At 60.6% G+C, this 13574-nt stretch carries 13 protein-coding genes; 6 read left to right on the forward strand and 7 right to left on the reverse strand.

The window, feature by feature from the left end; translation table 11 throughout:
- Positions 1 to 173: 173 nt before the first annotated feature.
- On the forward strand, positions 174 to 362 hold the full coding sequence (locus VF436_RS02750; protein ID WP_330902445.1) for a DUF1737 domain-containing protein: 189 nt from the start codon (positions 174 to 176) through the stop codon (positions 360 to 362).
- A 729-nt stretch (positions 363 to 1091) separates the two neighbouring features.
- Complete coding sequence (locus VF436_RS02755) at positions 1092 to 2138, forward strand: glycoside hydrolase family 2 TIM barrel-domain containing protein (RefSeq protein ID WP_330902446.1); 1047 nt, start codon at positions 1092 to 1094, stop codon at positions 2136 to 2138.
- A 321-nt stretch (positions 2139 to 2459) separates the two neighbouring features.
- Here the strand turns inward: VF436_RS02755 and dhaL are convergent, their stop codons facing one another.
- The 6 genes from dhaL to VF436_RS02785 form a co-directional block, all read right to left on the reverse strand.
- Entirely contained in the window at positions 2460 to 4184 is a 1725-nt protein-coding gene (gene dhaL / locus VF436_RS02760) for a dihydroxyacetone kinase subunit DhaL (RefSeq protein WP_330902447.1), read from the reverse strand.
- Positions 4185 to 4326: 142 nt separating this feature from the next.
- The gene (locus VF436_RS02765) at positions 4327 to 5460 is read right to left on the reverse strand and encodes an acyltransferase family protein (RefSeq protein WP_330902448.1); all 1134 of its coding nucleotides are present in this window, start codon (positions 5458 to 5460) and stop codon (positions 4327 to 4329) included.
- Positions 5461 to 5498: 38 nt separating this feature from the next.
- Positions 5499 to 6173, reverse strand: coding sequence for a hypothetical protein (locus VF436_RS02770; protein ID WP_330902449.1), 675 nt, complete (start codon positions 6171 to 6173; stop codon positions 5499 to 5501).
- A complete protein-coding gene (locus VF436_RS02775; protein ID WP_330902450.1) occupies positions 6170 to 7054 on the reverse strand; it encodes an ABC transporter ATP-binding protein in 885 nt (294 codons plus the stop codon). Before VF436_RS02775 ends, VF436_RS02770 begins: the two co-directional genes overlap by 4 nt.
- 33 nt (positions 7055 to 7087) lie before the next feature.
- A complete protein-coding gene (locus tag VF436_RS02780; protein ID WP_330902451.1) occupies positions 7088 to 7477 on the reverse strand; it encodes a GntR family transcriptional regulator in 390 nt (129 codons plus the stop codon).
- Between the two features lie 84 nt (positions 7478 to 7561).
- Positions 7562 to 8683: a suppressor of fused domain protein gene (locus VF436_RS02785; protein ID WP_330902452.1), complete on the reverse strand. Its 1122-nt coding sequence runs from the start codon at positions 8681 to 8683 to the stop codon at positions 7562 to 7564.
- A gap of 204 nt (positions 8684 to 8887) precedes the next feature.
- Between VF436_RS02785 and VF436_RS02790 the strand changes: the two genes are divergently transcribed.
- The 3 genes from VF436_RS02790 (at position 8888) to VF436_RS02800 (ending at position 11457) form a co-directional block, all read left to right on the forward strand.
- The gene (locus VF436_RS02790; RefSeq protein ID WP_330902453.1) at positions 8888 to 9793 is read left to right on the forward strand and encodes a LysR substrate-binding domain-containing protein; all 906 of its coding nucleotides are present in this window, start codon (positions 8888 to 8890) and stop codon (positions 9791 to 9793) included.
- Positions 9794 to 9912: 119 nt separating this feature from the next.
- A complete protein-coding gene (locus VF436_RS02795) occupies positions 9913 to 10824 on the forward strand; it encodes a CmcJ/NvfI family oxidoreductase (RefSeq protein ID WP_330902454.1) in 912 nt (303 codons plus the stop codon).
- Between the two features lie 21 nt (positions 10825 to 10845).
- A complete protein-coding gene (locus VF436_RS02800) occupies positions 10846 to 11457 on the forward strand; it encodes a 2-hydroxychromene-2-carboxylate isomerase (protein ID WP_330902455.1) in 612 nt (203 codons plus the stop codon).
- 82 nt (positions 11458 to 11539) lie between these two features.
- On the opposite strand, the gene VF436_RS02805 is transcribed toward VF436_RS02800, so the two are convergent.
- A complete protein-coding gene (locus tag VF436_RS02805) occupies positions 11540 to 12028 on the reverse strand; it encodes a GNAT family N-acetyltransferase (RefSeq protein ID WP_330902456.1) in 489 nt (162 codons plus the stop codon).
- 503 nt (positions 12029 to 12531) lie between these two features.
- Between VF436_RS02805 and VF436_RS02810 the strand changes: the two genes are divergently transcribed.
- Positions 12532 to 12972 (forward strand): SRPBCC family protein, encoded by a 441-nt coding sequence (locus VF436_RS02810; protein ID WP_330902457.1) that lies wholly within the window; start codon positions 12532 to 12534, stop codon positions 12970 to 12972.
- Positions 12973 to 13574: the final 602 nt, after the last annotated feature.

The raw sequence follows: 13574 nt of genomic DNA on the forward strand, positions 1-13574 counted from the left end.
GACTGACCCGACCGATGGCTATCCAACGCTTGACCTGGCAACAAGCCGACCGACGCGGCCAGGATCGAAGGCCAATACTGTCGCGCCCCTGCCAGGTAGCTGCCATCAGGCTCATGAGCAGTTGCCCGGCATGCGCTAAGCTTTGCGCGGCGTAGAACCCCTGGACACGCGACATGCACAACCTGCCTCCTGATGGCCTTCCTCGTTATCGCCTGCTCACGGGCAAGGATGATGCTTCGTTTTGCCATCGTGTTTCCGAAGCCTTGAATCTTGGCTACGAGCTTTATGGCTCGCCTGCCGCAACATTCAACGGCGAACATGTCGTCGTGGCTCAGGCCATCATCTGGCCGGCGAAGGACTAGCGATTCAAAAATAATCGGCAGGCGTTTCCCGCCGAATATCCCGGCCGATTTACGGGTCACGATACTTCCGTGACCGTCCATTCGCGCCCTCATCTCCCCCTTGTCTGATGTGAATTTTTGCGCCGCAGCGTGACAGCTTGCGAATTCGGCGTATTAATTTGTCACAGGGGATTTAGATCGATCCAAGTTAAGTGTGACGTAGATCATGTCGCCGTGGCGACACCTCTGTGGCGCTTGATAAGGGTGGGAGGGCTAACAAGTCGGCGCGCGAGCGCTGACCGGCTTGCTGCTGCTTCCCGCCAGACCGACGAGGGAATGGGAAGCCGCTAGATGAGACGAGGTTTTACCCGCTTTTCCGCGATAACCAGGCTGCCATGTGCGCATGTTTCTTCTGTTGGGAGAGCGGCGAGCGGTGGTCTGGATGGTGGTCGCCTTGCTCATTTTGTCGCAACAGGCGGCCACATAAGGCTACGCATGAGCCGAATTCTGACCGTAACCCCCCCGGAAGCATGAAGCATCCATCGAGAGGGATGGCCGCCTTCCGGTTGTCGAAATTTTAGATCGATCCAAAAAGCAGGAGGACGAGTGCCGTCTTGAGACCACGAATCCGCGAGCAGTGATCAAACAGGGGATCACCTGTGCCGATTTTTATCGCGCACATTTGCATTGGGAAGTTGACACCATGACTTATCTGCCAAACATGTTGACGCGTAAGCCGGCGGCAAGCCGGTGGGCGCAGCAACCGGGCCCGCGAGCCAGCCACTGCACCTGGCTATCGCTCACCCTCACCTGTGGAGCCCGCAGGACCCGTTTCTGTACACCTTCAAGGCCACGTTGATACAAGGCAAACAGCGTGACGACGTCACCAGCTATGCGGGCTTGCGCAGCATTGCCATCGCAAAAGTCGACGGTCGCAATCGCATCGTGTTGAATGGCAAGCCGACATTCCTGCTCGCCACGCTGGACCAGGGCTACTGGCCCGACGGCATCTACACCGCACCCACCGACGCCGCCCTGAAATTCGACATACAGAAAACCAAGGACCTGGGCTTCAATACCATCCGCAAGCACATCAAGGTGGAACCGGCGCGCTGGTATTACTGGGCCGATCGCATCGGCCTGATGGTCTGGCAGTATATGCCGGCACTCTCGAACGGACACAACGATGCGCTGAGCGACGCGGACAAGACGCAATTCCGCGACGACGTCTCTGCCATCGTCAAGCAGCTCAAGGGAGAAACCTCGATCATCGGCTGGATTGCGTTCAACGAAGGCTGGGGCCGATGGAGCATCCCGGCGGCGGGCGAACTGGCCGCGCAGATCAAGCAGCTTGACCCGTCACGCCTGGTGGATGCACGCAGCGGCGCCAACTGTTGCGATACCAAGGGTGATCCGCATGCGGGCGATGTCTACGACGTCCATGACTATCAAGGCCCCGGCCTGCCCAGCCCGGATGCCGAGCGCGCGGCGATCGACGGTGAACACGGCGGCCTGACGTTGGGCGTGCCCGGTCATGTATGGCCCAATACCCCCATCAATCCCTATGGCGCGGTCAAGGACAGCGACGCGCTGACCGATGGCTATGTCGCCAACACCGCGGTGCTACGCGACAAGGGCCCGTCGGTCGGCGTATCTGGCAGTGTCTATACCCAGATCACCGACGTCGAGGGCGAGCACAACGGCTTGTACACCTATGACCGCAAGATCGAGAAAGTGGACGAATCCAAGGTGCGTGCCATCAACGATGCAACAATACGCGCCGGCGGGCAGCCGTGACGGCACGGCAGCGATTCGTTCAAGCGATGTGGTGTGGTGGGCGGACAGGGTCTCGAAGGAGTGGCTTTGTAGTGGCCGATGCAGGTCGCGATGGGGGCGAGGCTTGATGGTTTCGACAGCCACCACCTGCGAATGGATCGCAGATGGCTTCGCCGATGAATTTGCTCCACCCTGGAGACGCATCGTGCCTTTGTGGCGTTGCAGGAGCGACTTCGGTCACGGCTCGGGGTTTCGATAGCCATCATGTGCGGATGAATCCGTACGGCAAGGTCTTTGACGACCGGAGGGACGCGGGATACGTCAACTGCCCACGCCCCGAACTCACGCACCCAGGGTCTCGGCAATCGCGGCCAACCACAGTGCCACGGCGACCGCACCGGGATCGGCATGACCACGGGTGCGATCGCCCAGGTACGAAGAGCGGCCCAGGCGGGGGGACATCTGACTGGTGGCTTGTGCGCCCGCTTGTGCTGCATCAGCGGCCGCATGGGCCACCGATGCGACAGCCATCGCCCGGCCGGCCGCTTCGGCGATCGCATCCGCGGCGGGGATGAGCGCGTCGAGCATGGTGCGATCACCAGCGCGCCCGCCACCGAGATCCTGCACGCCTTCCACCCCCGCACGAAAAGCATCCCGCCAGGCATCGATGTCGCTGGCACTGGACGATGCCGAAAGCGTCACTGCCGCGCGCAACATGAATACAGCATACAGAGGCCCTGACGTTCCACCGATCACGCGGCGAAGAATGCCCGACAACGCAGCCAGCACAGACGCAGGATGGGATGCATCCAGCGCAGGGAGCGCATCGAGCATCGCGTTGACACCACGACTCAGGCTCAGGCCGATATCGCCATCGCCAACGATCGAATCGAGCTCCGTCAACTCACTTTCCGCCTCACGTAGCGCCGCTGCGACGCCATGCAGGCAGGCCACGAAGCGATCTGCGTCGGCAGGTTGCGCCCACGTCGGTCCAACAAGCGCGGAATCACCCGCATGCAGGTCATCCGTCGCAGGCGCTTTGACCGGCGGCGTTGAAGCCGGATGCGTCGCGGTAGTCCAGGCAGCCGCTGCCGTTGGCGCAAGAAGCCGCTCAAGCCTGGACGGATCGAGTCGCAGCAAGGACACCGAGCAACCGGGCATTTCAAGCGCACTGAGAAAGGTACCCGCCCATGAAGCTTCTGCAGCGATGCCGGCCTGGTGCAGGCGAGCAAGCACATGGCGATTGACAATCGCCAACTCCTGCACCGCGCTACCTCCCAGGTTATTGATCAATACCGCGACCTTATCACCTGCACGCAACTGGCTGGATGCAAGCAGGCGATCCATCATCGTATCGACCATGGCATCGGCGACTTCGACATGCCCGCGTTGCGTTCCCTTCTCGCCATGAATACCCAGGCCATATTCGACTTCGTCGGCGCCCAGCTCGAATCCGGCTTTTCCTGCGGCCGGAACGATGCACGGTCCCAGGCCGAGCCCCATACTGAATACGTTATGGCTGGCCGCACTCGCTTCGTTGACTACCTCGGCAAGCGACAAGCCCGCAGCTGCCGCGGCACCGGCCACCTTGTGCACGAAGACGGTGCCGGCGATTCCGCGCCGCCCGACGGCTCCTGTTGCTTCGAGTGCTACGTCATCACCGACCACGACCATCTCAACACGCAGCCCCGAAGCGCGGGCAATTTCAGCAGCAAGCCCGAAGTTGAGGCGATCTCCCGTGTAATTCTTCACGATCATCAAGGTCCCGGCAGGTCCGGTAACCGTACGCAAGGCCGCCAGTACAGCATCCACACTGGGTGAAGTGAAAACTTCGCCGATGACGGCTGCCGTCAACATGCCTTCACCGACATAGCCGGCGTGCGCAGGCTCATGTCCTGCGCCTCCTCCCGAGATAATCGCGACCTTTCCGGCTGACGCATGCGCCGCATGGTCACTGCGTACGATGACGTTGTGTCCTTCCACGCGGGAAAGGCGGCCATCGGCGGCCACCAGGCCTTCAACCATGTCCTGCACGACATGCAGCGGGTCATTGATGAGTTTTTTCACGTGTGGCTCCTTGGGGACGGGGCAGACGCTTCGCGCATGCGACCCAGGGAGAGCCGCATCATGCGCATCGGCCAAAGCATGCGCCGTTCAAAGGGAGAATGTACAGGCTTGGAAAACCTTCGCGACAGGCTCTTGGGTCTCTTCAGATCGGAGAGGCAGAAAGAACGTTACGCCCTTGCTTACCGATTGACGGCTGGCCGCCGCCCACCCAACGACGCAGCCCTGTCCTGGCAACCAACAAGGAATAACTTGCCAGGCAAACAAGCAAGGTCAGCAGTACCGACACGACCAGCTTGAGGCTCCAGTGCCATTCCAGGTCGAGCAGGCCATACTGCACGCCAAGGAGTATCGGCAGGTGCACCAGGTATACCCAATACGATGCATCCGCCAGCCATCGTAGAAGCCGGTTCGATATATCGAGCCATGTCCAGCCGGCCACCAGGCAGCAAAGTGTCAACCAACATCCAACGCACGACTCGAGCGCCGCCTTGATCGCGTCATCGTGCATATCGGCGTGACTCCAGCTCCCATGCAGTACGACGTAGGCCACCATGGCGGCGATGAACAACCAGGGCGCCAGGGTCTTGATGTCGTCGATGAACGCCCGATAGAGATAAAGATGGTAGCCGAGCCCGAAATACGCACCAAAGAAAATCACCGCCCATAGCTGGGGAAGCAGGGATTCGGGCGCGGGAAAGGGTTGACTGGTTGCGCCGAGCGCCAGCGATAACACCAAGGGGAGCAGCCATGCGATCAACCACGACGCTTTTCGTGTCTTCATGCGTGCGTGCCAGCGCCCGGTTTCCATCGTGGAAACCACCCAGACCAGAATGGTAAACAGCATCAAATATGCGAGAAACCACAGGTGTGCGAGCCCGGGAATGAACGGCACGCTTCCATGATTCGACGCGTAGCGCCGTATCCATGCCAGCATCGGCGATGGATAACGCACCGTGCGGGCAGCCAATACGGTGAGCCAGTAAGTACTGCTCCATACGATGGGCAAGCCCACGACCAGCGGCACCAGGATGCGGCGCAGCCGTGAGCGGAACATGTTCCAGAGCCCTCGCCTGGCAACCAGCATGGCCGCAAAGAAGCCTGCCACCACAAAGAACAACGGCATGCGAAACATATGCAGCCACCAGGCAATGGCGTCGATTGCGTTTGAGCTTTGCCTGTCCGCCACGGGCCAGATGCCGTGGACCATCGGGCTATAAGCCAGAGCAGCATGGAAGATGACACCCGCGAGCATGGCTAGCGCCCGCAGGTTATCCATGGCATGAATCCGCCGCGCGTCTGGCATGGGCCGGTTTCCTAGAGGAAGGAGGTCTTGCGCTTCTGTAACCAGCTGGTCAGGCCTATCGCGATGGCGATCGCCGCGCATTCTGCCGCGAGCACACCTAGCGCCGCTGGGCTCCAGACAACCCGGTCGCCACGGATGAATGGTGCGATGCCATCGAGCTGAGCGACCAGGTACATGAATGGGCCGAGCAACGTCATCAGCGCCAGCATCATGAAGGTATTCCAGCCTTCCGATTCCACTACGATGGCAAAACACAGCGAGGCGCTGAAACTGGCGAACAGGAACATCGCGGTCAACAACATCCAGACAAGGGAACCATCCGGGATCGCGGTCAACATGATCATGGCCACCATGCCACCGGTCACCAGCGAGAAGGGCAACATGTAAATCGCCAGATTGGCCAGCAGCTTGCCCCAGTACACATCCATCGGAGACACCGGCAGGCTCATGATGAAGGCGAGCGTCTGCTGCTTGCGCTCGGTCAACAGCGAACTCTGGATCGCGAATGATCCCACCACGACCTGCAACACCAGCAACAACAGCGCGCCAGCCGACGATGCCCAGGGCTTGCCCGTGCCGATCAGGCCCAGTGCCAGCACCATGCCAGCCACGTAGCCGGCCAGTTGCTTCTGGTAGACCTGCCAGTCCTTGATGACCAGCAAGGCGATCATGCGTGCGCGGCTCATGGGTTTGCTCCCCGGCGAACGGTCGTTACGAAGATGTCTTCCAACGCCATTGGCTCGACCGACACGATCTCCAGGCCTCTGTGCCGCAGCCCATGCAGGAACGACTCATCAAAGGCGTGGGTCTTGATTTCGATGAATGGCGCGCTTTCACGGATCGAGGCGATGCCAGGATCTTCACCGAGCCATGTGTCGATCGAACCGCGACACAGAATGCGTCGCCAACGGTCGAGGAAGGATTCTCTGTCGTCGCTGGCGACCACGCGGCCGCCGTGCAAAAACGTAATGCTATCGGCCAGTTGCTCAATGTCGGCGGTGTTATGCGAAGAGAACAGGACCGATCGCTCCTCGTCGCGGAGCACGTCGGCCAATGCACCCAGCACTTCGGCGCGAGCCACGGGGTCGAGGCCGGTAGTCGGCTCGTCCAGCAGCAGCAGGCGCGGGTGGCGGGCAAAGATCAGTAGCAGCAGCGCCTTGACGCGTTGTCCGTGTGAAAAGCCGCCAAGCTTCTGCGAGGCACGCAGGTCGAAGCGGGAAAGCAGATCTTGCGCATACGTTTCATCCCATGCCGGATAGATCTGGCCGATCAGGTCCATATGCCATCGCAGGCTCTGTCCGCGATACAGACGTATATCGTCGGAGGCATAGCCGATCTGCTGCTTCACCTCGACCTGGGCGTCGGGCATGGGTTTGCCCAATACATCGACCGTGCCACTGTCTGCCCGAACCAGGCCGACAAGCAGGCGCATCAAGGTGGATTTACCAGCGCCATTGACGCCTACCAGCCCCATGACCTGCCCCAGGGGCAACGTCAACGCAACGTCGTGCAACGCAAATTCACCGTACTGCTTTCTGACGCCATGAAGTGCGATGGCCAAAGACATGCGATATCCCCCCTTGGGAGCCGCCCTGGACGTTTAAGATGTGTCGGAGGGTTGAAGCAAGGCTTCATCCACCCGCTTGCGTACTTGCCTGGGTTCCAATCCCAGTTTCCTCGCCGTGGCGATCAGTCCCGTCAACTGGGTACGAAACTCCGCTTCCAGCATGGATCGTGACGCTTCGGGCCGATCGGCAACGAAGGAGCCCTTGCCATGCTGGGTCACGATGATCCCGGCATGCTCAAGCTCCATGTAGGCACGTTTGACCGTGATCACGCTGACCTGGCTGTTACTGGCCAGTTCGCGAATCGAAGGCAACAGATACCCTGCAGGCCATTGGCCCGCCATCACCTTTGCCACCACCTGCTCGACGATCTGCGCATACATCGGCGTGCTGGAGTGACTGGACAGAACCAGTTCGTCACTCATGCATGGACGGATACTCACTGTGCATAGTGAGTATATACAGATAAGCCCGGTCGTCAACTCCCGGCGGCTGGCCGCCGTCAACCATCACCACACATCCACGATCAGTTCCAGAGCAGGCGGCTGGCCATCACTCCATGCCTTGATGGCAATGGTCGCCGGCACGAAACTCTGCCCCCGATATGCCGGGGATGCGGTGTATCGATTCACATGACCGGTGCGCAAGAGTTCGACCACGTCGTGATCGATCTTCTGCTTGGCTTTCCTGGCCGCCGTGGACACAAAGCAGGTGTTGGCCGGCACGTCATCGCCGCCCAGCTCCGGTGGAAACAGCAGGACTTTTTCAAGCAAGCCTTCTGCCGCCAGTTCTTCCAGTTGCTGGCGTGAGGACACATCGGAGAAATCCGGCGGTGCGGGCGGCTCCACGACCGACGCGCGATCACGCGCGCTGAACTGGCCTGTACCCGCGGCCGCCAGACGCTCGAGCAAGGCACGCCGGCCGTGCTCTTTCGACCATTGCATCTCGGTATCGGTGATGACGGTGGCAATGAGCCACTCCATTCGGCCGTGCGGCAACTCGATTGCCGTAGGCAATACGTCTTGCGCATGGGCAATCAGCAAATGCACATGGTCCTGCGCACCAACCTGGATATTCTCTACGGTCAGCCCGTCATAATCATGGACGCGCTGGAGTATGCCCGCATCATGCAGCAGCTCGGCTTGCGCCACCCACTGCAGCACCCACAACGGCCATTCGGCATCTTCGTGTGCCAGCACCATGAGTTCGTAGCCGTAGCCGGCGCGACCGGCAGGCGCGTCCACGCCGGACCTGGATTGCAAGGTGGCAGAGGCCCGATCCAGGCGCCCCAAGGGATCTTGCCCGGCGACCAGGTCCGAAGACGCGACCTTCGTTGGCATATCCGTATTGGTCAGGCCAAAGGTGGTGTAGACCCAGGCATCTTCGGACAGCTTGTTTGCACGGATCGCATGCAGGCCGCCGCCTGGCCAGGTACCCACGAGATGGCCGAGTTTCAGGAGATCATCCGGCAGCTTGCCGATGTGCTCGACATAGGCACGCACGCGCGCTGCATAGCCTTCGTCCCACGACGTCACCGGTTGATGATCGGTGTTCGCGTGCGGAGCGGCGACCTCAGGTCTCACGGTATCCTTACCCAGCAGGGCAACTACCCGTTTCCAAAGCCCAGCCATGCGTTACATCCCCTGTTCTTGAAAACCTGGCGCAGCCAAGTCCTTCACCGTCGCACGGCGAAGCTCGAAAGATAGCACTCCTGCATACACCAGGCATGTCCGCGACATCGTATTTTCCTGCGACTCGGGCGCATGCCTCAGCGCTGGGCCGCTCACACTTTTGCTTCCAGGCTGCTAGCCTTTCCGCTCGCATGAGGCCAACGCATGCCAGCTAACCTGTTGCCATTGAACGCCCTGATGGAGCCGCTGCGCGGCTTCGTCGCCGTGGGCAGGCATATGAGCATTACCCAGGCAGCACACGAGCTATGCCTGAGCCAGTCGGCGGTAAGCCGGCAGGTACAGGCGCTCGAACAACGCCTGGGTGTGAAACTGCTGCAACGAGGTCATCGCGCGGTGACGTTTACCGCCGAAGGCGAGCGATTGTTTCGCGAAGCTGATGCCGCCTTGCGGCAGCTGCAACAGGCGGTGACGTCGATATCCGCCACGAACATCCCCCAGCCAGTCACGGTAAGCGCCAGCATCGGGCTGACCTCCTTGTGGCTGCTGCCCAGACTGGGGCGTTTCCAGCAGCAACACCCGGCCATCGATTTGCGCGTGGCGGCGAGCAATCGCCTGGTGAACCTCGATGTCGACGATGTCGACCTGGCCATACGCTATTGCGCCAGCGCCGATGCGCCCAACGGGGCGAGGCGACTGTTCGATGAGCAGATCGCGCCCGTGGCAAGCACCCAGCCAGGGCGGCATCACCTGCAATCACCCGATGACCTCGATGGCTCGGTATTGCTGGAATATGACGACGCCAGGCGACCCTGGTTGCAGTGGCGCGACTGGCTGCAGGCCCGCAGTTGGAAGGTGCGGCCCAAGGCGATACTGCGTTTCACCCAGTACGATCAGGTGGTGCATTCGGCCCTGGCTGGCCAGGGTATTGCCCTGGGGCGCATACCCTTGCTCGGATCATGGCTGGAAGGCGGCCAGTTGCAGTTGTTGGACACGCCAGGCAAACCCCAAGGGACTGATCACGCCTACTGGCTGCTCCAGGACAACCGGCCACACCGCGACGGCGTGCTCGCCGTCGTCTCGTGGCTGCTCGCCGAGGCCGGCATCACCTGAAACCCGGGTTCTGGCATGCGCCGGACGCATGCCAGATGCGCATGTTTTGCGTTTGAGGCGCCGCCGTGATCGGTGCCCAATAACCGCACACGCCATCTGCGGCGTGTGCTGGAGCTCGCATGTCGATCAAACCCGAACTATCCGCACCAGACACAGCGCATATTCCCTCAATGCATGGCGCACAAAAATGGTTCATGCCCTCGCCGCCCATCGTGCAAGCGACGTTGAGCTACCTGGTGCCGGGCGATGCGACGCCCATCCAATACGCTTATGAGCCGCCAGCCGGCACGCCGTGGGAAAGCGGCGAATTCGATGATGCGACCATGAGCATCGGCGATGCCCGCAAGCGGGACATGCAACCATCGTTGCACCGCGATGGCTTCGAGCTATGGGATGCCCCGACCCAACTGCAAAACCATGACGACGACGATGAAATTCGGCGCGTCTACTACCCCGAGCTCGAAGAGCTGGCCCTGGTTTCGACCGGCGGTCGCCATGCCTTCGTATTCGACCATCTCGTACGCCAGCGCCAACCTGACGACCAGTCGCTGAACTTCGGCCGCGCCAGGCGCGGCCAGACCGCCGGACCGAACGCCCGCATCCATACCGATTACACCGAAGCATCCGGTCAGCGTCGCCTTGGCCTGGTGCTCGGCCAGGACCTCAATCGCCACCGATCCTCGCGCTATTGCATCGTCAATGTATGGCGTTCCCTGCGCGGGCCGGTATTGGACACTCCACTGGCCGTGTGCGATGCACGCAGCGTGGACGCGGGCGACCTGATTCAGGCCGAAGTGCGCTATCCGCGCCGCAACGGAGAAATCTACCTGGCCACCCGCTCGGCTCGCCATCAGTGGTGGTATTACTCGGCCATGGATCGCCCCGAAGCGTTGGTCTTCAAGCAGTACGATTCCAGGCTCAGTGGCGTATCGCGATTCGTCCCGCATGCAGCGTTCGCGCACCCGGACGCACCCAAGGATGCACCGCCGCGGCTGAGCATCGAAGCGCGCTGCCTTGTCCTTCTCGATTGATTCTTGACGACGGAGCTTTCCATGATCGAATGCTGGTTCGAATTCGGCAGCAACTACAGCTATCTGAGCGTCATGCGCATCGAGCAGGAAGCTGCCGCGCGCGGCGTGACCGTTCAATGGCGCCCATTCCTTCTTGGCCCTATTTTTCATAGCTTCGGCTGGGATAATTCACCCTTTGTGCTACAGGAAGCCAAAGGCCGCTATGTCTGGCAGGACATGCCGCGGCAATGCCTGAAATATGGGCTTGCCTGGCGACAACCCAGCCAGTTTCCGCGACGAGCACTGCTACCCATGCGCGTGGCGCTGCTCGGTGAAGACCAGCCCTGGATGGCCGCCTATTGCCGCCGTGTCATGCGCATGAACTTTGCCGAGGACCGTGACATCGACACGGTACAGGCGGTCAGCGAGGCGTTGTCCGAACTCGGGCTGCCCGTGGAGCAGATCCTTCAGCAAGCCGGTAGCGACGAGGTGAAGCAACGCTTGCGCGAGCGCACCGAACAGGCCAAGGCGCGGGGCATTTTCGGCGCCCCCATGTTTTTCGTCGGTAACGACATGTACTGGGGCAACGATCGCCTGGAAGATGCGCTCGATGACGCCGCCGCGCGGCAGGCCACGCCTGAAGCAACAGACTGAAACAAGCCCGCGTGCAAGGCGCGAGGCTTTGGTTCAAGCCAAGGACGGCCTGGGTGCCCGGACATTACGCTAACTGTGCCGGTCAGTCATCACTTGAGGCTCGCGCGCCCTCCGGCGTTAGCACGAGATGGAAGAACTGGTTGAAGTCACTGGCAACGTAATCGCCGAACGGGGCTCCGTTGGCGAAACCAAAACGCCGATACATCGCAATGGCAGCCTGGAAGGATTCGCCAGACCCCGTTTCCAGGCTGAGCCTTTCGTAACCACGTTGCTGCGCCAGCGCGATCATATGTTGCAGCAATGCCGTCGCCGCGCCCTTGCGCAAATGCGCAGGTGCAGTGCGCATCGACTTGATCTCGCCATGAGTCACGGACAGTTCGCGCAGCGCGCCGCAACCAAGCAGCTCATCGCCATCCCAGGCGGCAAAAAACGCTATGTCAGGTCGCTTCAGACCAGACAGATCCAGGGCAAAGACGTTACCTGCCGGCGAATTGGCATGCATGCTGCGCAAATGAAAGCCAAGCAAATCGATGACACGCGGGTCTTCCAGATGACCGCTGGAAATAATCACGATAGGCGCCTCGTCGCAGTATGCAGATAGGGATCATGCTCCGATTTGTGCTTTGAGCGGACCGGAGCGATGCCAGGTGATGCGTGCCGTCGCCGTCATGTTGCTTCGTGGCGAAGGCTACGGATCTGGCTCTGTCCATGATACAAGCTGCGCATCGCCAAGCCACGGCTTGATTGTATCCAAGCGGCATGGCAGCCGGCTCAATCGGGCGAGCATGGCTTTCCAGGTCCAAAAACAGCATCCTGGTCTCGCTCCATCGCCTCGAAACCCGCGCCGCGCCTTATGGTCGACATATTGCCGACGCTTCCAAGCTGGTCGACCCCGCTGGATTCACCACCCAGGCTGGATGGCCAAGCCCCGTCACGGGAGGGAGCGGCGCCGGCAAGCCGACCGGGTATCCGCTGCCTCGATGTGATCGACGGTGTGGATGCCTGTCGAAATATCCAAGCTTCGTTCGTCCTTCTCATGAGGGTCATCCTCCCATCACTCAACGAGGTCATATCATGGGTACCGTTACCTTGCACCGCGTACTTCGAGCCAGCCCCGAACGCCTGTACAAAGCATTCACTGATGCCGACGCCATGGCCAAGTGGTTGCCGCCCCACGGTTTCACCGGCAAGGTGCATCACCTGGACGCCAGGGTCGGCGGCGGTTTCAAGATGTCGTTCACCAACTTCTCGACCGGCAAGGTGCATGCCTTCGGCGGCACTTATCTCGAACTTCAGCCACACGAGCGTCTGCGCTATACCGACGTCTTCGATGACCCCAACCTTCCAGGCGAAATGATCACCACCGTGACGCTGAAGAAGGTATTTTGCGGCACCGAGCTATCCGTGGAGCAGGCTGGCATCCCCGACATGATCCCTGTCGAGGCTTGCTACCTGGGTTGGCAGGAATCGTTGACCCTGCTGGCACAATTGGTGGAACCGGAAATTCCGGATTGAGTTTCCCCCGCGACTCACGATGATGCCGCTTATCGCCGTTCCAGCGGGGCGAATTTATCCGGCATCCGCACCATAAATGCAGGGCGATGCTCTCAAGGCTGGCAAGCCGCGACCAGGTCGCGGCTTGCCAGTGCGTGGTGCATGCTTCGCGCTGAGCTTGAGCGAGACATCCCGTAACGATCAACGAAGAGGGAGGCCACTTCGCGAAGTTACGTCGCTACCTACGATGGTTTGACTTTGGGCAACCTCAGTACCCGTCCTGTCCGTCGTCCCGCCGCAGCCGAGTCCCTGAGACTCGGCTCTGATGCGGCTGGAGGCTCCAGATTTCGGCCTTCGCCGATTTTGATGAGAGGATCTCAGCGGCGCCTTGCGGAGGGCTCTTCATGCCGACAAGGGCAAGCGGCCACGGATTGACAATAGAGGCGGCCACCCCGTGGCATTCGCCAAATAAAAATTTAGAACGTCTAAATTTAATTTGGCGAATGATTTCAGCATGTCAAGCTAAATATTGTGCCCGATTTTCACAGATAACCAACCTGACCATCATTGAAGTGGAGCTTGTCACAATAAATAATTGAGGGTTCCCTACGATTCGCCGACCG

The sequence above is a fragment of the Dyella sp. genome (genome assembly GCF_036384435.1).
GTDB lineage: Bacteria > Pseudomonadota > Gammaproteobacteria > Xanthomonadales > Rhodanobacteraceae > GSA-30.